The following is a 20,163-nucleotide window of genomic DNA, read 5'->3' on the forward strand; positions in this document are numbered from 1 at the left end:
CCCGGGATGGTCCGGGGACGGGAAGGAGGGTGCGATGCGGACCGCGGTCCTCGACGCCCCGGGTGTGCGGTTAGACTCCGGGACATCGACAGGTGAGGAGTTCCGGTTGCCGACCGAGTTGCAGCCCGACGAGGCCGACCAGCGCGCCGAGCAGTTCGAGGAGCTGGCCATGCCGCTTCTCGACCAGCTGTACGGCGCCGCCTTGCGGATGACCAGGAATCCCGCCGATGCCGAGGACCTGGTGCAGGAGGCCTACGCCAAGGCGTTCGCCGGGTTCCACTCGTTCAAGCAGGGGACCAACTTCCGGGCCTGGATGCACCGCATCCTCACCAACGCCTACATCAACCACTACCGCAAGCGGCAGCGGCAACCCGCGCAGTACCCGACCGACGAGATCACCGACTGGCAGCTCGCCGCGGCGGCCGAGCACACCTCGACGGGCCTGCGCTCGGCGGAGGTCGAGGCCATGGAGTTGCTGCCGGACGACGAGATCCGTGCGGCGCTGGCCGAACTGCCCGAGGAGTTCCGGATGGCGGTCTACTACGCCGACGTCCAGGACCTGCCGTACAAGGAGATCGCCGAGATCATGGACACCCCGCTGGGGACCGTGATGTCACGTCTCCACCGTGGCCGTAAGCAGCTGCGGGAGCTCCTGCGGGATGTCGCCACCGAGCGGGGTTTCGGCCGTGACCGCGAGGAGGGGGCGAAGTGATGAGAGAGCACGATCCGCGCCTCGACGAGATCGACTGCCGGGCGGCGATGCGGGACCTGTCGCTACTCGTGGACCTCGAGTGTGACGACGCGTGCCGGTCGCGCCTCGAGCATCATCTCGCCGGCTGTCCGGACTGCCGCGAGATGTTCCTGTCGGAGCGCCGTCTCAAGGCCAAGATCTCGAGTTCGTGCTGTGAGAAAGCGCCGTCCGGGCTGCGGGAGCGTCTCATGGTGGAGATCCGGCGTACCACGGTGACCACGACGGACGCGGACGGCACCACGGTGGTGCACCAGCGCACGACGGTCGAGCGCCGCGACCTGACCTGACCCGCGGACACGATGAGGGGCGGGCACCGGACCGGTGCCCGCCCCTCATCGCATCCGTGTGGTCCGGACTCAGCTGTTCGGACGCTTGCCGTGGTTGGCGTTCTTCTTACGGCGATCCCGCCTCTTGCGGCCACGCTTGCTCATGGTCGCCTCCTTTCGTCGGTGTACAAGTCTTCCATGTGCGGGCCCGTGTGGTTGCATTGGAGGTGTCCGGGGGCCGCCTTCGAGGAAGTAGAGGAACAATCCGTATGGCTGAACAGGTCCGTGCCGAGATGGTCGCGAACGTCATGGAGGTCGTCGCGGCGGTCGGCACCGAGGTCGCCGAGGGCGACACGATCGTGCTCCTCGAGTCGATGAAGATGGAGATCCCGGTGTTGTGCGAGACCTCCGGCACCGTCTCCGAGGTGGCGGTGAAGCCGGGTGATGTCATCCAGGCGGGTGACCTCATCGCGGTCATCGACTGACGGGTCGGGGCCCGTACGCCGAAGGCCGGCCCGTTCCCGCTGGGGGAGGGGCCGGCCTTCGGCGTATGTGGTCTTGGATCAGACGGTGGTGCGGGTGCGCGCGCGGCGACGCTTGAGGGCGCGACGCTCGTCCTCGCTCATGCCGCCCCAGACGCCCGCGTCCTGGCCGGACTCGAGGGCCCAGGACAGGCACTCGGCGGTGACGGGGCACCGGTTGCAGACGATCTTCGCCTCGGCGATCTGGGCGAGGGCGGGTCCGGAATTGCCGACGGGGAAGAACAGCTCGGGATCCTCGTCGCGACAGATGGCCTTGTGACGCCAGTCCATGGGAACTCCTTCGATGTGAGACCGTGATCGGGTGCACCGGGCAGCACGAACAGCCGCCATCGACTCGCGGACAGGTAGTATCCGCGTGAGGACGTGCGTGTTCGGTGACACCCGGCGGGGTGGGGGTTGGGGGATTACCCGCTCCGCGGGCTCGCTCCTGATCGGAGAAGCTCCCGGTTAAGGCGAGGCAAACACGGTGTGTCTGCGCTGTTACAAATGATCGTCCCACGATTTCATGACAAGTCAATACGTTCCGGCGTCTATGTGGTAAACGTCACGCGCCTTGTCAAATCGGGGGAAAACCGCACCACAGAGGCGGTAATGGCCTAGATGGACCCCGGTCCAGCTGGCGGTTTCGGTGGCGTGGCCGGGCCCGCTTAGTCTGAAGAGGTGAACGTGAGACGACCAGAAGACCGCGGTGTACCGGCGGATCCGCGCACGGCGATCCCCACCCCGGTCCGCCTCGCCGGGTGGATCGCGTCGGCCCAGGGGTTGATCGGTGTGGGGATCGCCGTCGCCCTGTTCGTCCGGGCGTTGGGCGGGCACCGCGAGGAGACGGTCGTCATCAGCGGCTACGGCACCGCGGTGTGGTTCGCGATCCTCGGCGGTGGACTGCTCGCCGCCGGGATCGGCTTGTTGCGCGGCCGTCGGTGGGGTCGCGGGCTCGTCGTGATCGCCGAGCTGTTGCTGCTGTTCGTCGCCTGGTACGTCGGGGTGGGGTCCGGTCAGTACCTCGCGGGGGTCGTCCTGGCGGTCGTGTGCGCGACGGCCCTGGTGTCGCTCTTCCGCCGGGACGCGGTCGAGTGGTACGCGGTCTGACCGCTCAGGCGAGCAGTTTGTGGGCGTGGATCGCGCCGCCCCTGCGCTCGTAGAGGATGTCCCCGATCTGCGACAGCCCGGTCACGGCCGCGGTGTCGCCCGGGGCGGCGTCCGCGTCGGAGGTGGTCGCGAGCCGGCCGCTCTCCGTTCCACTCGCGTGGTCGACCACGCGGAAGCCGTCCGCGGCGGGGACCAGGACCCAGTCGCGGGCGGTGGTGACGTCGGGGTCGGGTGACCAGCCCCCGGTCAGGCCGGGGCCGGTGGTCCCGGGGGCGGTCCAGGCGTGGGCGCCCGTGGACGTGGAGAAGGCGTGCGTCGCCTGGCCGTCGAACCACCGTGCCTGGGTGTCGTCCCCGGCCAGGGTCGCCCGGCCGGGGGTGAGTGCCGGTGCGGCGGGCAGCGCGAGCACGGGGGTGCAGTCGCGGGGTCCGGTGAACCACTCCACCGCCCACGCGCCGCCCCGGTCGGTCAGGGCGAGGACGCCGTCGTCGCTGACGTCGATGATCCAGAGGGAGTCGGCGCCGGTGGTGTCGGAGGCGATGTCCTCGGGCGTGCGACTGTCCTCGGGGACGGTCTCGGAGAGGGTGAGCCGGGCGGAGTCGTCGCCCGGGCAGCGTTCCGCCACCGCGAACCGCTCGTCGGTGAGGTCGGCGGTGCCGAGCGTGCACCCGGTGCGCGGCTGCATGCCCGCCTCCTGCGGCGCCTCGACGGCGCCGTACTCGACGGTGCGCACGAGGTCGTCGCGCCAGATCTCGAGCCGGTCGGGGCCCAGCGCGAGCGCGTGCCGCCAGGTGGAGGTGAGTGTCATGGTGTCCGCGAAGGCGCTCTGGCGGGTGCTGCTGTACTGCTGCGTCGTCGGGTCGAGGGCGGTCACGTCGCTGCACCCGGACGCCCCGTCGAATGCGGCGGCGAGGACGTCGGCGTAGAACGTCGCCGCGCAGAAGGTCCCGGCGTGGGAGTAGGACCACTCCGGTTCGCCGGAGCCGGCGTCGCGGCCGATGAGGTCGCCGTCGTCACCGATGGTGACGAGGTTGCCCTTGGTGGTCAGGGGCGGCCCCGAGTCGGCCGACGGGTGCGACCACAATGCCCGGAGCGAGGTCGGCGGCGCGGTGGCGGGCCCGTAGACGGGCTGTTCGGCGTCGCCGGCGACGAGATCCGAGCGGGCGGCGCTGCCGGTGGCGAGGACGCCGGCGGCCACCGCGAGCATGACCACGGTGACGACGGCCGCGGTGACGAGGTCACGCCGCGTCCGTCGTTCGGGGGGGACGCCGACGCCCCGCCGTCGCCTACGGGCGGGGGCGTCCTCGGGTGCGGGCACGGGTGATCTGCGCGCGGCGGTCGGCCGGGTCAGTCCCGACCGGCCTGGTCGGACGACGACGAGGGCCGACGACGGCGACGGCGGCGCCGGGTGGGGGCCTCCGCGGACCCGGCGGAGGAGTCCGACCCGTCGGTCGCGGTGGGGGAGTCACCCGCGGGGGCGGGCGTAGACGACCCGTCCGTGCCGGACCTGCTGCCGCGGGTGCGTCGGCGCGCGGGCCGTGCCCCGGATCCCGTGCCCTCACCGGGGCCTCGGGAGCCCCGGTCCTCGCCACGTCGTGGCGAGCCGGTGCCGGTGGGGGCACCGATCCGCCCGCCGGCGCCCTCGGGGATCCCGAGGTCGGTGCGCAGGTGCGGGGAGGTCGAGTAGGTCTCGGCGGGTTCGCCGAAGTCGAGGCCGAGGGCCTTGTCGATCAGGCCCCAGCGCGGCAGGTCGTCCCAGTCGACGAGCGTGACGGCGACGCCGGTGCGCCCGGCGCGGCCGGTGCGTCCGATGCGGTGGACGTAGGTCTTCTCGTCCTCGGGGCACTGGTAGTTGATCACGTGGGTGACGTCGTCGACGTCGATGCCGCGGGCGGCGACGTCGGTGGCCACGAGCACGTCGACGTCACCGGATCGGAAGGCCTTGAGGGACTTCTCGCGGGCGCCCTGACCGAGGTCGCCGTGGATCGCACCGACGCGGAATCCGCGCTCGGCGAGGTCGTCGGCGAGCTTCTGGGCGGTGCGCTTGGTGCGGCAGAAGATCATGGTGGCGCCGCGGCCCTCGGCCTGCAGGATCCGCGCGACGACCTCCGGCTTGTCCAGGGAGTGGGCCCGGTAGACGTACTGGGTGGTGTTCTCGTGCGTGGCTCCGGAATCGGCGGCCTCGGCGCGGATGTGGGTGGGCTTGGTGAGGAACGTCCGGGCCAGGGTGATGATCGGGCCGGGCATGGTCGCCGAGAACAGCATGGTCTGGCGCTTCTCGGGCACCATGCGCAGCAGCTTCTCGATGTCGGGCAGGAAGCCCAGGTCGAGCATCTCGTCGGCCTCGTCCAGGACCAGAGCCTCGACCTTGCCCAGGACCAGCTTGGACTGGTTGGCCAGGTCGAGCAGGCGACCGGGGGTGCCCACCACCACGTCGACGCCCTTCTCGAGGGCCTCGGTCTGCTGCTCGTACGGGGTGCCGCCGTAGATCGCGAGGACCTTGAGGGGACGCGTCCCGGAGTCGGTGGGGGCGGTGAGCCCGGTGGCGGCGATCTTGAGGTCCTGGGTGACCTGGATGCACAGCTCACGGGTGGGCACGATCACCAGGGCGCGCGGTGTGCCGTCGAGCCGGCGGGTCGCCTCGCCGGTGGAGATGCGGTGCAGGAGCGGTACGCCGAACCCGTAGGTCTTGCCCATGCCGGTGCGCGCCTGGCCGATGAGGTCGGAGCCGGCAAGGGCCAGCGGCAGGGTGAGTTCCTGGATGGCGAACGTGTGCGTGATCCCGCGTTCGGCGAGGGCCGTGACGATCTCGGGTCGTACGCCGAGTTCGGCGAAGCTGGGGGAGGAGTCGGAGGACGGGGCGTCGACGACCGCGGTCGTCGTGGCCATGCCGTCTACGTCTTCGGTGGTGACATCTGTGGTGGACAGGGCGGTGCCTTTCTCGTCTCGCGCGCGGTGGGGTCGGGCCGTCGGAATCCGGCCTCGCGAGCGGGGCGCGCGCACATTTCCACGGGACCTGCCGTACCCGACGCCGGTGTGGCCGGGCGCGGAGAGTGATCCACGTCCACACATCCTATCCCGTGCCGCCGCCCCGGGCGGGGCTCGGGCTAGCCTGGGGCGCACGCATCACCGATGACGGCGTGGCATGCGCCGACGACGAGAAGGGCAGGCACCGTGGAGGTCAAGATCGGCATCGCCGACAGCAACCGTGAGCTCGTGTTCAAGACCGGGATGGAGCCCGACGACGTACACAAGCGCGTCGAGGCGGCCCTGACCGCGGACGCCAAGGCAGTCCTCGAGCTCGAGGACGAGAAGGGGCGCCGCTACCTCGTGTCGACCGACCGGGTCGCCTACGTGGAGATCGGCGAGTCCGCTCGTCGCCCGGTGGGCTTCCTGTCCTGACGTAGGCGGCCGCGCCCGGGCTCAGGCCCCGGGCGCGGGCCGGTCCGCGCCGTGACGCGGGATCTTCGACAGGCCGCCCCAGCACAGGGTGACGGTGGTGGAGACGGCGTCCTCGCGGGAGATCGGCCGGCCGGCGTCGAGCCAGTGGCCGGCGCTGACGCGGCTCGCGCCGACCAGACCGACGGCCAGCAGGCGCGAGCGGTGGACGTCGAGACCGGAGTCCCCGCGGACGAGGTCGTGTACCGCGTCGATGCACCCCTCGGTCGCCCGGTCGAGTTCGCGGCGGACGACCTCGTCACCGGACTCGGAGTAGAAGACGAGCCGGAAGCCGCGGGTGTCGTTGTCGGCGTAGGCGAAGAACGTGTCGACGGCGGCCTCGACGCGCCGCCGGTTGTCGGAGGTCGAGTCGAGCGCGGCACGGATCCGGCCGAGCAGGGCGTCCACGTGGTGGCGCAGGACCTCGATGTAGAGGTCCCGCTTGGAGTCGAAGTGCTGGTAGAGCACCGGCTTGGACACCCCGGCGAGGACCGCGATGTCGTCCATCCCGGAGGCGTGGAACCCCTGTTCGACGAACACGGTTCCGGCGGCGTCGATGAGCTGGCTGCGCCGTGCGCCGCGGGGGAGTCGGGCCGCCCTGGTGCGGCCCGGGGCGGCCGGGACCGCTCCGTCCGGGCTCGTCATCTGCGCCTCTCCTTGTCCGCCCGGGCGAGAGTCGACAGCCGTCCGGGCCAGACGGACAATACCTGCACCCGCGGAGTGCGGCAGGAGGCGGCTCACCCGGTATGTGGGATCGTGGAGACCGTGATCGGCAGGGGCCGGTCCTGGATCGGACGTGGAGGTGCGCGGATGAGTGACGGCCGTCGCCGGACGCCGGGCGGTGTCGATTCCGGTACCCGACAGGGGGCGCCGTACTACCCGCCGCAGGCGGAGCCGCTGCGCGCGCCGTGGGACCCGGAGGAGTCCACCCCGGGTCGCCGTCGGTCGGTCCCCGGCGCCCGTGACCACCTGCGCAAGCAGACGCCGGTCGGGCGGTTCTTCGCGACGTGGGGGTGGCGCGCGTACGCCATCCCGGTGCTCGTGGTGCTCACCGCGCTCGTGATCGCCGACGCCGTGATCTCCCCGGCCGAGCAGGGCGACGAGGGGGCCGTGCGGGCGCGGGAGACACCGGCGATCGTCGGGGCGCCCGCGGCCGGGGAGGTCCCCCCGAGCGGTGAGCTCCCCGAGGGGGGCCCGTTCGTGGAGGCGGCCGGCGGCGGATTCCGGCTCGTGGCGGGCGGGACCGACCCGGTGGGTCGTCCCGAGGCGGAGCAGTTCACCTACACGGTGGAGGTCGAGGAGGGCATCGACACCGTCGACTTCGGCGGGGACGACTCGGTCGCCCGGATGATCGACGCCACCCTGGCCAATCCCAAGAGCTGGACGGCCGACGGGGCGGTCGCCTTCCAGCGGATCACGCGGGGCGAACCCGCGTTCCGGGTCTCGTTGACCAGCCCCATGACCGTCCGCGAGAACTGCGGGTACGACATCGAGCTCGAGGCGAGCTGCTACAACTCGGCCACCGGGCGGGTGTACCTGAACCTGGCGCGCTGGGTGCGGGGCGCGCGGTCCTTCCAGGGCGACATCGGGTCCTACCGGCAGTATCTCGTCAACCACGAGGTCGGGCACGCGATCGGCTACGCGGCGCACGAGCCGTGCCCCGCCGACGGGGCGTTGGCGCCGATCATGATGCAGCAGACCTTCGGGGTGTCCAACGCCGAGATCCACCGGTTGGACCCGGAGGGCGTGGTGCCGGACAACGGGGACACCTGTCGCTACAACGCGTGGCCGTTCCCCGACGGTGCGCCGGTGGCCCGGTGAGCGCCGTGGGCGGGTCGGCGGACGGGGCGCTCCCTCCTCTCGTCGAGCCGGTGCCCGAGCTGAGCGCGGAGGAGCGGGCGCGGTACTCGCGACACCTGCTGCTCGGGGCGATCGGGGACGAGGGACAGCGGCGCCTGCGCGCCGCGTCGGTGTTCGTCGTGGGTGCGGGCGGCCTGGGCGCGCCCGTGCTGATGTACCTCGCCGCGGCGGGTGTCGGTCGGATCACGGTCGTCGACGACGACGAGGTGGACATCGGCAACCTGCACCGGCAGGTGATCCACTCCGTGGGCGCGGTGGGCCGACCGAAGGTGGACTCCGCCCGGGACAGGCTCGCGGAGCTGGCGCCCGGCGTCAGGGTGGACGCGGTGCATTCCCGGCTCGACGCGCTCAACATCTCCGCCCTGCTCGAGGGGCACGACCTGGTGATCGACGGCAGCGACAACTTCGCGACCCGGTACCTGGTCTCGGATGCGTGCGAGATCGCCGGCATCCCGCTCATCTGGGGGACGATCGACCGCTTCCGCGCACAGCTGGCCGTGTTCTGGTCCCGCCCGCCCGCGCCGGCCGAGGCGGTGACGCTGCGCGACCTGTACCCGGCTCCGCCGCCGGCGGGCTCGGTGCCCAGCTGCGCGGAGGCCGGGGTCGTGGGTGCGCTGTGCGGCACGGTCGGGTCGATGATGGCGATGGAGGCCGTCAAGCTCGTCACGGGGGCCGGGCGCCCCCTGCTCGGCCGATTGGTCCTCATGGACCTGCTCGAGTCCACCAACCGCACGGTGACGATCCGCCCGGACCCGTCGCGGGAACCGGTCACCGAGTTGCCGGACGGCGCCGGGGACGTCTCCTGCGAGGTCCCGGACGCCGGGGCGTCCGGGGTGCCGACGGTGTCGGCGACCGGCCTCGCGGAGGAACTGGCCCGTCCGGTCGGCCCCGCCGGGGCGCCGGTGCTGGTGGACGTGCGCGGCGCGGGGGAGCGGTCCATCGCGCGGATCGACCCGTCGGTGTGGGTGCCGCTCGACTCGGTCGCCGAGGTCGCCGCCGACCCCACGGGGGTGCTCGGGCGCGCGGCCGACCGGGGCCCGCTGGTCGTGTACTGCAAGTCCGGGGTCCGGTCGGCGCGCGCCGCCGCGACGTTGGCGGCGGCGGGTTTCGTGGGCGTCCGGTCGCTCGCCGGGGGCATCGAGGCGTGGACACGGGACGTGGACCCGTCCCTTCCCCGGTACTGACGACCGGGGTGGGTACCGTGGTCGGCGTGAACGACGCGAGCCTTCCCGAGCACGTCCGCGGCGCCTTCGGCGTGGCGGACGGCCCGGCTTCTCCTGTGGTCGCCGGCTCCGGCACCGGCTGGCTGGTGCCCTCCGCGGGTGGCGCGGTGGTGCTGCGGCCCGTCGCGGACACGGCGCTGGCCAACTGGTCGGCCCGGGTGCGGGAGGAACTGGACGTCACCGGGCTCCGCGTGGCGCTGCCGGTCCGGTCCCGGGACGGCCGTCACGTCGTCAGCGGGTGGCGCGCGGACCGGGCGGTGTCCGGGCGGCCCGAGGCCCGGGCCGACGAGACGATCGCGTGGTCGGCGAGGATCAACGCGGCGCTGACCGGGGTCGAGCGGCCGCGACTCGTGCGCCGGCCCGCGACGAGACCGTGGTCCGAGACCGATGTGTTCTCGTTCGCCGAGGCCGCCGCGTGGGACGGCGACCCGGAGCACGATCTGGCCCCGGGCATGGAGGACCGCGGCACCCCGTTCGCCACCCACCGCGCGGCCGCCCTGCTCGGCGCGACCGGACTGATCCGGCACCGACGCCCGGTCACGGTGTCCGGGGCGGGCGTCGTGCACGGTGACCTCGCCCGCGGCCTGCTCTTCGACGCCTCCGCCGAGCCCGCGCTGACCGACGTGGTTCCCTATGCGCGCCCGGCCTCGTGGTCGGCGGCGGTCGTCGCGGTCGACCACCTGTCCTGGGGCACGGTCGACGCCGGGGTGCTCACCCGGTGGCGGCACCTCGAGCACTGGCCCCAGATGGTGCTCCGCGCGGCCGTGTTCCGTCTCGCGGTGCACGCGCTGCACCCGGGGTCCAGGCCCGCGGCCATGGACGGTCTCCAGGTGATGGCCCGGCAGGTGGGCGAGTACGTCGGGGACACCGCCGCGTGACCCGCCCCTCTCCGGGGCCCGCGTCCCGCCGCGGCGCCGTCACGTTCCCGCTCGTCGCCTTCGTCGGTGTCGTCCTCGTCTCGCTCAACCTGCGTACCGCGGTCACCTCGCTGAGCCCGCTGCTCGGGGTGATCGACGCCGAGATCGGTCTCGGCGCCGCCGGGATGGGCCTGCTCGGCATGATCCCCACCCTCATGTTCGCGGTGTGGGGCGTGCTCACGCCCGTCGTCCTGCGGCGGATGGGGCTGGAACTGCTCACGGTGTCGGCGATGCTCGCCGCGGCCGCGGGGCAGGTGATCCGCGCCCTCGCCCAGGACCCGTGGGTGATGGGCGCCGGCTCGCTCGTCGCACTCGCGGGGATGGGCATCGGCAACGTCGTGGCGCCGCCGCTGGTCAAGAAGTACTTCCCGCGGCACGTGGCCGCCGTCAGCATGGCCTACATCACGGGACTGCAACTCGGCACCGTGGTGCCGGCGCTGGTGGCCGTCCCCGTCGAGGAGGCCGCGGGATGGCGGCTCTCGATCGGCTGGTGGGCGGTGCTCGCGGTGATCGCCGCCGTGCCGTGGGTCGTCGAGATCCTTCGGCCCGGCACGCCGACCGACGCCCCCCGGGACGGTTCCGCGTCCGGCGCGGCGGAGGCGCCGGCCCACCGGATCCGCCCGTGGCGCTCGCCGGTCGGCGTGGCGCTGGCCCTGTTCTTCGGCATGAACTCCCTGTGCACGTACGCGTTCTTCACCTGGCTCCCGGCCGTGGCCGAATCCATCGGCATGACCCGCGCGGAGGGCGGCCTGGCACTGGCGGTGTACTCCGCGATCGGACTCGTCGCCGCGTTGGCGGTGCCCTACATCGCGGGACGGTTCGACGATCCGTACCCCGTCGTCGTCGTCTCCGTCGTGTCCTACCTGGCGGCCTTCGCCGGCCTGCTCTGGGCGCCCGACCTCGCACCCTGGCTGTGGATCTGCCTGCTCGGCGTCGGGCCCAGCACGTTCCCGTTGTGCCTGACCCTGATCAACCTCCGCACCCGCACCCAGGCCGGGTCGGCCGCGCTGTCCGGCTTCTCGCAGGGCGTCGGGTACACCGCCGCGTGCCTGGGTCCGATCGTCTTCGGGATGCTGTTCGACGGGCCCGGGCTGGCCGCCGGGCTGGCGTTCCTCACGGTCGTGCAGGTCATCATGCTCGTCGTGTCGAGGACAGCGTGCCGCCCGATCATGCTCGAGGACACCCTCCGCTGACGGCCGGGCGGTCACCCCGCACGGGCGCGGTCGGTCGGATCGGGGCGATGTCGGAGTGGTGTGGTCTCATCGAGCCGTGATCCCGCCCGCCCCCGCCCCCGGCACAGTCGGCACAGTCGGCACAGTCGGCTCCGCCCCCGGCCCTGACGGCTCCGCCCCCGGCCCTGCCGGCGGTGCTGACCTCGCCGCTCACGCCGCCGGTCGCCGGTCCTGGCCCGCCGGTCTCGCCGACCTCGTCGGCCGCGACTGGGGTTCCGCCCCCGCCGCCCACCGGGACCGGTGGGTCGTCCGCGGCGGACCGGGCAGCGGCAAGACCTCGCTGATCGTCGACGTCGTCCGGGCGGCGGTGACCGGTGGGGTCGGTCTCGACGGGGTCCTCGTCCTGACGGGTTCGGCCACCGCGGCGGCCGCGCTGCTCGAGGAGGCCACCGGCGGGATGCCCCCGGAACTCGTGGTGGGCACCGACGCGCCCGTGCGCACGGTCCACTCGCTCGCCCACGCCGTGGTGCGGCTCTCGGCCGCCCGCGCGGACGCCCCGCCGCCGCGGTTGCGGACCGGCGCGGAACACGACGCGCTCGTGCGCGAGACCCTGCTCGGGGAGCTGGCAGACGGGGCGCCGCACTGGCCCGAACAGATGCGCCCGGCCCTGTCCACGGTCGGGTTCGCCCGCGAACTACGCGACCTGCTGCTGCGGTCCCTCGAGCGGGGGATCGGACCCCGCGAACTCGCCCGGCTCGGCCGGACCGCCGGCCGCCCCGCGTGGGTGGCCGCGGCCGGTTTCTTCCGCCGCCACGAGGAACAGATGGCGCTGAGGTCGGGGGTCCGCAGCGGGCAGTCCGACGTGCCGGAGGCCCTCAACGCGGCCGAGTTGGTGGGCGCCGCGCTGGACGCGCTCACCGCCGACCCCGAGCTGCGGGAGATCGTCCGCTCCCGCCGCCTCGTGGCCGTGGACGACGCCCATCACCTCGACCCGCTCGCCGCGGAGTTCGTCGCGACGGTCGGCGGCGGCGCGGACGTCCTGCTGGTCGCCGAGGACGGGGACCAGTCCGTGTTCCGGTTCCGCGGGGCCGACGGCGGTCTCGCACGTGCCGTCCTCGACCAGGGCGGCCGGGCGGTCGATCTGCCGACCGGGCACCGGATGTCCCCGGCCGTCACCGCCGTCGCGGCGCGGATCGCCTCCCGCCTGCCCGGGGCCGCCCGGCACCGCCCGCGGGAGACGACCGGGGAACAGGCGCGTCCCCAGGGGCGCGTGGGTGTCGCGGTCGCCGGCTCCGCCGCCTCGGAGGCCGCCGTCGTCGCCGACTTCCTGCGCCGCCGGCACGTGCTGGACGGCATCGACTACGGCGAGATGGCCGTGGTGACCCGCTCCCTGCCGCGCGTGGCCGACGCCCTGCTGGCCGCCCTGGACGCGGCGGGTGTGCCGGTGGTCGACGCCGGCGCCGAGATCCCGCCGGCCCACGACCCCGTCGCCGCGGCGCTGTTGCTCCTGGTGCGGTCGGCGCTCGACGGCGCCGCCGGCACCGACGCCGAGCGGGTCCTCGCGCTGCTCTCCGGACCCATCGGGCGGGCGGACGCCGTCGCCATGCGCCGTCTGAGGCGGGGCCTGCGGCGCTCGGGGATCGGCGGCTCCGAGCCCAGCGCCGAGACCCTGCGACGCCTCGTCCTGGCGGAGGAGGACGACCCGCCCCCCGGGCTCACCTCGGTGGAGCTGGCACCCGTCATCCGGGTGCGCCGGGCGCGGGCGGCCGTACTGACCGAACTCCGAGCGGGCGGGACCGCCGAGGAGGTCCTCTGGGCCGCGTGGTCGTCCTCCCGTCTCGAACGCCGCCTCGTACGGCAGGCGGTGGCCGCCGACCCGTGGTCGCGGACCGCCGACCGCTCCCTCGACGCGGTCGTGTCCCTGTTCGACCACGCCGCCGACTTCGTGGACCGCGTCCCCGGCGGCTCGGTGAACCTGTTCTGCGACGTCGTCTCCGGCGAGGACCTGCCCGCGCCCCGGCGCGCGGACACCCGCGCGCGCGGTGGCGCGGTGAGCATCCTGTCCGCGCACGCGGCCGTCGGCAGACAATGGCGCGCCGTCGCGGTGTGCGGTGTCCAGGACGGCGTCTGGCCGGCCCCCCGCCGCCGGTCCGGGTTGCTGGGAGTCGACGAGCTGGTCGACCTGACGGAGATCGCCGGCGACGGTCCGGTGCCGTCCGAGGCCGAGCGGGCCGTGTCCTCCGCGGCCGCCCGGTCGGCCGAGGAACGCCGACTGTTCTACGTCGCGTGTTCGCGGGCCCGCGATCATCTGCTCGTCACCGCCGTCGACTCCCCCGAGGAGGGCGACGTCGCCCCCTCCCGCTTCCTCGACGAGATCTCCGACCTGGCCACCGCGGCGACACCGGACGCGTCCGTCGACGCCGGACCGGCACGGCCCCGGCACGCGCCGACGGTGTTCTCCCTCGCGCACCTGGCGGTGGACCTCAGGGCGGCTCTGCACGACCCGTCGACGGACCCCACCGACGCCCGGCACGCGGCCGGGCTGCTCGCCGCCCTGCGCGACGCCGGGGTGGGCGAGGCCGACCCGCGGACCTGGTTCGGCGCCTCCGAACCCTCCACGGACGCGCCCCTCGCCCCCGACTCACCCGACCGCCCGATCGCGGTGCTCTCCCCGTCGGGTTTCGGCGCCCTCGAGGAGTGTCCGCTCCGGTGGTTCCTGCAGTCGGCCGGGGGAGACTCCTCCGACGCCGGGTCGGCGGCCCCGCTCGTCCGCGGCTCGGCCGTGCACGCCCTCACCCAGGCGGTCGAGGGCGGCATCGGCGAGGAGACCGTGCGCGCGGCGGTGACGCGCCGGGCCGAGGCGCTGACCCTGTCCCGGGGGTGGTTCGCCGAGCGGGCCGCGGGCACGATGGTGGAGATGGCGGAGACGTTCCGCCGGTGGCGCGCGGCCACCCGCGACGAGTACACGACCGCCGCGGTGGAGGAGCCCTTCGAATTCGACGCCGGCGGCGGCGTACGGGTCCGTGGCCGGATCGACCGGCTCGAGGCGACCTCCGCCGGGCAGGTCGTCCCGGTGGACGTGAAGACCTCCTCGGTGGCGGCCAGCAAGGCGGACGCCGCCGTCAACCCGCAGCTGGCCCTGTACCAGCTCGCGGTCGCCCGCGGGGCGGTCGCCGCCGCCGACGACCGCGAACCCGGCGGCGGCCTCCTGCTCTACCTGGCGGGCCGCGAGGGGCGGATGCCGACCGAGCGGGTCCAGGACCCTCTCGGGCCCGACAGCGCCGACGCTCTGGTCGACCGCGTGCAGGCGGCCGGTCGCGCCACCGTCGGCCCCGTCTACACCGCGCGGGTGGGCCGGTGGTGCGAGCACTGCCGTGTCAGATCCAGCTGCCCCGCGCAGCCCGAGGGGAAGCAGGTGATCGCGTGACCACGCCGATCGATCCTGCCGCGATCGCCGACGCCCTCGGCATCCACCGGCCCACCCCCGAACAGGCCGAGGTCATCGCCGGGCCGACCGAACCCACTCTCGTGCTGGCGGGCGCCGGCGCCGGGAAGACCGAGACCATGGCGGCCAGGGTCGTGTGGCTCGTGGCCAACGGCTACGCCCGGCCCGGGGAGATCCTCGGACTGACCTTCACCCGCAAGGCCGCCCAGCAGCTGTCGCGGCGGATACGCCGCCGGCTGGACGCGCTGGCCCGCAGCGGCCTGTGCACCGGCCCCGGGGCCGACCCGGCGATCGCCGAGGCGATCCGCACCGAGGACCCACAGATCTCCACGTACCACGCCTACGCCGGCACCCTGCTCGGGACCTACGGCCTGCTCGTGCCCGTCGAGCCGGACTCACGGCTGCTCACCCCGACCGCCGCCTTCCAGCTCGCCCACGACGTGGTGTCCCGGTGGGAGAGCCCGTTGAGCACCGGGTCGAACCCCGCCACGGTCACCCGCGACGTGTTGACCCTGTCCGGGCAGCTGTCCGACCACCTCGTCACCACCGACGACCTGCGCTCCCACCCGGACCTCGTCACGACCCTCATCGCGACGCTCCCACCCGGGCCCAGGCAGCGGGCCGCGCCCACCGCCTGGCTCGAGAAGACCGCGGAGATCCAGGGCCACCGCGACGAACTGGCGGACCTCGTGGACGCCGTCGCCGCCCGTATGCGGGCGGAGTCGGCACTCGACCACGCCACGCAGATGGCACTCGCCGCCACGGTCGCCCGCGACCACCCCCAGGTCGGACTCGCCGAGCGGCGCGCCTTCCGGGTGGTGCTGCTCGACGAGTACCAGGACACGGGCCACTCCCAGCGGGTGCTCCTGTCCTCACTGTTCGGCGCCGGTTCGGACCCGGCCCCGGCCGTGACCGCCGTCGGCGATCCCATGCAGTCCATCTACGGGTGGCGGGGGGCGTCGGCCTCCAACCTCGACCGCTTCCGCGAGGATTTCCCCCTGCCCGGCGGGCATCCCTCGCACCTGCGGGAACTCACGACCTCCTGGCGGAACCCGCCGGAGGTTCTCGCGCTGGCCAACCGCATCACCGCACCGCTGCGCGACCGCCCCGGTTCCGTCCCCGTCCCCGAGCTGCGCGCCCGGCCGGGCGCCGAGCGGGCAGACCTGCGGGTCGCGCTGCTCGACACCGCCGAGGACGAACGCGCCTGGCTCGCCGACACCCTCGCCGACCGGTACCGCGCGGCCGAGCGCTCCGGCCGAGTGCCGACCGCGGCGGTGCTCGTGCGCCGCAACGGCGACTCCGCGGCGATCGCCGAGGCCCTGGAGGCCCGCGGCCTACCGGTCGAGATCGTCGGCGTCGGCGGGTTGCTCGACGTCCCCGAGGTGGCCGACGTCGTCGCCCTGCTCACCGTGGTCGCCCGCCCGGGGGCCGGCCCGGCGCTGCTGAGGCTGCTCAGCGGCTCCCGGTTCGCGCTCGGCGCCGCCGACCTCGCCGCCCTGGCCGACCGTGCGTCCCGGCTGTCCCTGCGCCGGCCCGCGGCCGCGACCGGGGCCATCACCGACCCCCGGGAGCTCGACGACGTCCTCGACACCCTCGCCCGGGGAGAGGAGACGGACTCGGCCGGTCTGGCCGACGCGCTGGCCGACCCGGGTCCCGACGAGGCCTACAGCCCCGCCGGCGCGCGCCGCATCGCGGAGCTCGCCGCCATCATCGCCGGACTGCGCGCCCGGGCGTCGGCCCCGCCCGCACGGCTCGTCGCCGCGGCCGAACACTCTCTCGGGCTCGACGCCGAGGTACGCCTGCGCCAGCGCGCGGGCGGGGGCGAGGCGCGCGAACAGCTCGACGCCCTCCAGGAGGTGGCCGCCGGCTTCCGCCCCGAGCGGGGGACCGGCCTCGACGCCTTCCTCGCCTACCTCGACCTCGCCCGTTCCGTCGACGGGGGGCTCGCGCGCGGCGAGGTCGCCTCCACACCCGGTCGGGTGCAGATCCTCACGGTCCACGCGGCCAAGGGCCTCGAATGGGAGATCGTCGCCGTCCCGCACCTCGCCGACGGTGTCTTCCCGTCCGGCCAGCCCCCGCAGACCTCGATCCGCACCGCCACCCAGCTGCCCGAACACCTCCGCGGGGACCGCGAGTCCGAGGGCAACCCCGGGGGCGTCCCCGTCCCGCGGCTCGAGGACGTCACCGATCGGAAGATGCTCGAGGAGGCTCTCGAGAAGCACATCACACGCGTGAAGCGGCGCTCCCTCGACGAGGACCGGCGACTGTTCTACGTCGCGGTCACCCGCGCGGAGCAGACCCTCCTGCTGTCCGGATCGCACTGGCTCGGGACCGCGACCAAGCCCAAGGGGCCCTCGGAATTCCTCGACGAGGTCCTGACCGCCTGCGCGGGAGAGGCCCCTCTCGGCGCGATCGACCACCTCGTCGTCGTCCCCACCTCCACCAACCCCGCCGCCACCCGCACCGTCGAGGCGACGTGGCCCCGCCCCGCCGCCCCCGACCGCCTCGCCGCCGCCCGGGCGGTGGAGGCGGCCGCCCCCGTCGACCCCGAGGCCGACGAGGCCCCGGAATCCGGGCCTGCCCGCCGCTGGCACCTCGCCGCCGCGTCCCTGCTCGCCGACGCGCGCCGCGCCGCCCTCCGTCGCGACGAGGTCCACCTGCCGCGCCGCCTCACGGCCGGGGAGATCGTCGCCATGGCCAGCGACCCCGCCGAGTTCGCCGACCGCCTCCGCCGACCCGTGCCGTACCGCCCCGACCGCTTCGCGCGGCGAGGGACCCGCTTCCACGCCTGGCTCGAACACCGCTACGGCGCCACCCACCTGCTCGACATCGACGACCTCCCCGGCGCCGGTGACCACGGCGTCGTCGACGGACTGTCGGAGGCCGACCTCACCGCCCTGCAGGAGGCGTTCGAGGCCTCCCGCTGGGCCCGCATGACGCCCGAGGCCGTCGAGGTCCCGTTCGAGGTCGCGCTGGGCGGGCATCTCCTGAGGGGCCGGATGGACGCCGTGTTCGCCGACGGGGACGGGTGGATCGTCGTGGACTGGAAGACCGGACGTGTCCCCGCCGAACGGGACATGCCCGCCGTCGCCCTCCAGCTCGCGGTCTACCGGTACGCGTGGGCGAAGATCGTCGGAGCCAGGCTCGGACGGACCGTGGAACCGGGATCGATCCGCGCGGCGTTCCACTACGTCCGGCCCGGACGCACGATCGAGCCGGCCGACCTGCCCGACGCCGAGGAACTCCGACGGCTCCTCTCCGACGGCCCGGGCCGGGGCCGGTTGTTGTCGAAGGGCAACAGATAGGCGACGATTCTTGTCGATGACGGCCGCCCGGCAGGGGGCCGCGACGCGGAAATGGAGCCCCATGGTCGAGAAACGCGCACTGACGTCGCGGTTCCGTGGCAACGACCCGCTCGACGAGAGCCCCGACCACGCCCTCGTGGGGGTCGTCAGCATCCCCGAGAACGTCGGGAGCCCGTGGCGGCTCATCGCCAAACGCGTGCTCATGGCGCTCGTCGCGCTGTGCCTCAACGTGCTGGTCGTCTGGGCCGACCGCGGCGGCTACTCCGGCGGCGGCGGCCCGAGCGGCGAGATGACGCTGATCGACTGCTTCTACTACTCGACCGTGTCCCTGTCCACCACCGGGTACGGCGACATCACCCCGGTCACCCAGCAGGCCCGACTGATCAACACCCTCGTCGTCACGCCCCTGCGCCTGGTGTTCCTCATCCTGCTGGTCGGCACCACCCTCGCCGTCCTCACCGAACAATCCCGTCAGGCCCTCAAGATCCAGCGTTGGAGAAGCGTCGTGCGCAACCACACCGTCGTCGTCGGATACGGCACCAAGGGCAGGTCGGCCGTCGCCGCCATGCTGGCCGACGAGATCGCCCCCGACGACATCGTCGTCGTGGACATCGACCCCCAGGCACTCAAAGCCGCCGCGGCCCACGGCCTCGTCACCGTCCAGGGTTCCGCGACCCGCTCCGACGTGCTCAAACTGGCCGGGCTCACCCGCGCCTCCGCCGTCGTGGTGGCCACCAACTCCGACGACACCGCCGTGCTGGTCACCCTGACCGCCCGCGAACTCGCCCCCCACGCCAAGATCGTCGCCACCGTCCGCGAGAGCGACAACAAGCACCTGCTCAAGCAGTCCGGCGCCGACTCCGTCGTGGTCTCCGCCGAGACGACCGGACGCCTGCTCGGGCTGGCGACGATCACCCCGACCGTCGTGGGGATGATGGAAGACCTTCTCACGCCCGACGAGGGGTTCTCGATCGCGGAGCGCCGCGTCGAGGAATCCGAGGTCGGCGGCTCACCACGCCACCTCGCCGAACTCGTCCTGGGCGTGGTGCGCAAGGGCCAGCTCATCAAGGTCAACGAACCGGAGGCCGACGCGCTGGAATCCGGCGACCGGCTGCTCTACATCCGCATGACCGCAGGCTGACCCACGGGTCGGCGGAGCCCGGCCGTCGCGCCGGACTACGCTGGTCGGCGCCCCTCACCACCAGCACGAAGGACCCCCACGATGCCGCTGGATTTCACCCTCGACTCCGACCCCGTGCTGTCGGTGGCCGCGCCCGACCGGGCCGCCCCGCTGCGGCAGGACGCGGACGGGCTGGCGGCGGGATGGGCCTCCGCCCGGATCATGAGGGTCGACCGGCGTCACCGGTTCGCGGTCGAGCCCACCACGGGGGACCGGATGCGGATCCGCCTCGAACCCGCCCTCGACCACGCGGACCGGCTCCCCGAGGACGCGGTCTTCCTCGGACGCACGGACGACGCCCGCCACATCTGGGCGGTGCCCGTCGACGACCTGCCCGACGACCCCGCGGTGAGCAGCCTGCGCGCGTGCGGCGCCGACCTGGTCCAGGGGGACGGTTCGCTCGCCGCGCAGGCCATGGCCCTGCTCGGGTGGCACCGCGACAACGTCCGCGGTCGACACCCCGACCACCACCCGCGCCGGCTGGAGGCCGGGTGGGCGGTCGCGGACCCCTTCCACGGCGGCCTCGAGTACCCGCGCACCGATCCCGCGGTGATCTGCCTCGTCCACGACGGTGGCCGCCGCGTCCTCCTCGCCCGTCAGCCCGTGTGGCCGGAGGGCATGTACTCGCACGTGGCCGGATTCGTGGAGGCCGGGGAGTCGCTCGAGGGGTGCGTCCGGCGGGAGGTCGCCGAGGAGGTCGGCGTGGTCGTGGACCGCGTCCGCTACCTGGGCAGCCAGCCGTGGCCGTTCCCGCGGTCCCTCATGGTCGGCTTCCAGGCCGTCGCCGACCCCGCGGCGCCGATCATCCTCGAGGACGAGGAGATCAGCGAGGCCGCGTGGTTCGACGTCGACCGGGTGCGGGACGCCCTGGCCGGCCGCGGTGAGCTCATGGTGGCCCCGCCGGTCTCCATCGCGCACGTCATGCTGCGGTCCTGGGTCGCGGCCGTGGACCGCGACAGCGCCCTCTGACGACCG

At 73.8% G+C, this 20,163-nt stretch carries 18 protein-coding genes; 13 read left to right on the forward strand and 5 right to left on the reverse strand.

Translation table 11 applies throughout. The features are described 5' to 3' along the window. The first annotated feature begins 34 nt into the window (after positions 1 to 34). Both RWK90_RS11475 and rsrA read left to right on the forward strand, forming a co-directional pair. Complete coding sequence (locus RWK90_RS11475) at positions 35 to 712, forward strand: sigma-70 family RNA polymerase sigma factor (protein ID WP_314037769.1); 678 nt, start codon at positions 35 to 37, stop codon at positions 710 to 712. Then, complete coding sequence (rsrA, locus tag RWK90_RS11480) at positions 712 to 1,038, forward strand: mycothiol system anti-sigma-R factor (RefSeq protein ID WP_314037770.1); 327 nt, start codon at positions 712 to 714, stop codon at positions 1,036 to 1,038. Before RWK90_RS11475 ends, rsrA begins: the two co-directional genes overlap by 1 nt. 69 nt (positions 1,039 to 1,107) lie before the next feature. Here the strand turns inward: rsrA and RWK90_RS17380 are convergent, their stop codons facing one another. Continuing rightward, the gene (locus RWK90_RS17380; protein ID WP_370452405.1) at positions 1,108 to 1,182 is read right to left on the reverse strand and encodes a 50S ribosomal protein bL37; all 75 of its coding nucleotides are present in this window, start codon (positions 1,180 to 1,182) and stop codon (positions 1,108 to 1,110) included. Positions 1,183 to 1,286: 104 nt separating this feature from the next. On the opposite strand from RWK90_RS17380, the gene RWK90_RS11485 reads away from it, so the two are divergent. After that, positions 1,287 to 1,502, forward strand: a complete 216-nt coding sequence (locus RWK90_RS11485; protein WP_314037771.1) for a biotin/lipoyl-binding carrier protein — start codon at positions 1,287 to 1,289, stop codon at positions 1,500 to 1,502. A 78-nt stretch (positions 1,503 to 1,580) separates the two neighbouring features. Here the strand turns inward: RWK90_RS11485 and RWK90_RS11490 are convergent, their stop codons facing one another. Then, positions 1,581 to 1,829 carry a WhiB family transcriptional regulator gene (locus tag RWK90_RS11490; protein WP_163376657.1) on the reverse strand — a complete coding sequence of 83 codons (249 nt, stop codon included), beginning with the start codon at positions 1,827 to 1,829 and terminating at the stop codon, positions 1,581 to 1,583. A 390-nt stretch (positions 1,830 to 2,219) separates the two neighbouring features. Between RWK90_RS11490 and RWK90_RS11495 the strand changes: the two genes are divergently transcribed. Further along, on the forward strand, positions 2,220 to 2,648 hold the full coding sequence (locus RWK90_RS11495; protein WP_396230328.1) for a hypothetical protein: 429 nt from the start codon (positions 2,220 to 2,222) through the stop codon (positions 2,646 to 2,648). A 4-nt stretch (positions 2,649 to 2,652) separates the two neighbouring features. Here the strand turns inward: RWK90_RS11495 and RWK90_RS11500 are convergent, their stop codons facing one another. After that, entirely contained in the window at positions 2,653 to 3,966 is a 1,314-nt protein-coding gene (locus tag RWK90_RS11500; RefSeq protein ID WP_314037773.1) for a hypothetical protein, read from the reverse strand. 29 nt (positions 3,967 to 3,995) lie between these two features. Beyond that, positions 3,996 to 5,537 carry a DEAD/DEAH box helicase gene (locus RWK90_RS11505; protein WP_314037774.1) on the reverse strand — a complete coding sequence of 514 codons (1,542 nt, stop codon included), beginning with the start codon at positions 5,535 to 5,537 and terminating at the stop codon, positions 3,996 to 3,998. A 285-nt stretch (positions 5,538 to 5,822) separates the two neighbouring features. Between RWK90_RS11505 and RWK90_RS11510 the strand changes: the two genes are divergently transcribed. Further along, positions 5,823 to 6,050 carry a DUF3107 domain-containing protein gene (locus tag RWK90_RS11510; protein WP_314037775.1) on the forward strand — a complete coding sequence of 76 codons (228 nt, stop codon included), beginning with the start codon at positions 5,823 to 5,825 and terminating at the stop codon, positions 6,048 to 6,050. Positions 6,051 to 6,071: 21 nt separating this feature from the next. Here the strand turns inward: RWK90_RS11510 and RWK90_RS11515 are convergent, their stop codons facing one another. Then, positions 6,072 to 6,731, reverse strand: coding sequence for a TetR/AcrR family transcriptional regulator (locus RWK90_RS11515; RefSeq protein WP_314037776.1), 660 nt, complete (start codon positions 6,729 to 6,731; stop codon positions 6,072 to 6,074). A gap of 165 nt (positions 6,732 to 6,896) precedes the next feature. Between RWK90_RS11515 and RWK90_RS11520 the strand changes: the two genes are divergently transcribed. From RWK90_RS11520 to nudC, 8 genes are all read left to right on the forward strand, one after another. Continuing rightward, positions 6,897 to 7,907: a DUF3152 domain-containing protein gene (locus tag RWK90_RS11520; RefSeq protein ID WP_314037777.1), complete on the forward strand. Its 1,011-nt coding sequence runs from the start codon at positions 6,897 to 6,899 to the stop codon at positions 7,905 to 7,907. Positions 7,908 to 7,912: 5 nt separating this feature from the next. Then, positions 7,913 to 9,130, forward strand: coding sequence for a ThiF family adenylyltransferase (locus RWK90_RS11525; RefSeq protein ID WP_314037992.1), 1,218 nt, complete (start codon positions 7,913 to 7,915; stop codon positions 9,128 to 9,130). 26 nt (positions 9,131 to 9,156) lie between these two features. Further along, on the forward strand, positions 9,157 to 10,047 hold the full coding sequence (locus RWK90_RS11530) for a TIGR02569 family protein (RefSeq protein ID WP_314037778.1): 891 nt from the start codon (positions 9,157 to 9,159) through the stop codon (positions 10,045 to 10,047). Then, entirely contained in the window at positions 10,044 to 11,279 is a 1,236-nt protein-coding gene (locus RWK90_RS11535) for an MFS transporter (protein WP_314037779.1), read from the forward strand. Before RWK90_RS11530 ends, RWK90_RS11535 begins: the two co-directional genes overlap by 4 nt. A 76-nt stretch (positions 11,280 to 11,355) precedes the next feature. Further along, positions 11,356 to 14,685, forward strand: a complete 3,330-nt coding sequence (locus RWK90_RS11540; RefSeq protein ID WP_314037780.1) for a PD-(D/E)XK nuclease family protein — start codon at positions 11,356 to 11,358, stop codon at positions 14,683 to 14,685. After that, positions 14,682 to 18,008 carry a UvrD-helicase domain-containing protein gene (locus RWK90_RS11545; protein WP_314037781.1) on the forward strand — a complete coding sequence of 1,109 codons (3,327 nt, stop codon included), beginning with the start codon at positions 14,682 to 14,684 and terminating at the stop codon, positions 18,006 to 18,008. Before RWK90_RS11540 ends, RWK90_RS11545 begins: the two co-directional genes overlap by 4 nt. 61 nt (positions 18,009 to 18,069) lie before the next feature. After that, a complete protein-coding gene (locus RWK90_RS11550) occupies positions 18,070 to 19,149 on the forward strand; it encodes a potassium channel family protein (protein ID WP_314037782.1) in 1,080 nt (359 codons plus the stop codon). Between the two features lie 81 nt (positions 19,150 to 19,230). Next, complete coding sequence (nudC, locus tag RWK90_RS11555; RefSeq protein ID WP_314037783.1) at positions 19,231 to 20,157, forward strand: NAD(+) diphosphatase; 927 nt, start codon at positions 19,231 to 19,233, stop codon at positions 20,155 to 20,157. The last annotated feature ends 6 nt before the right edge of the window (positions 20,158 to 20,163 follow it).

Source organism: Dietzia sp. CH92 (assembly GCF_032248695.1).
Taxonomy (GTDB): domain Bacteria; phylum Actinomycetota; class Actinomycetes; order Mycobacteriales; family Mycobacteriaceae; genus Dietzia.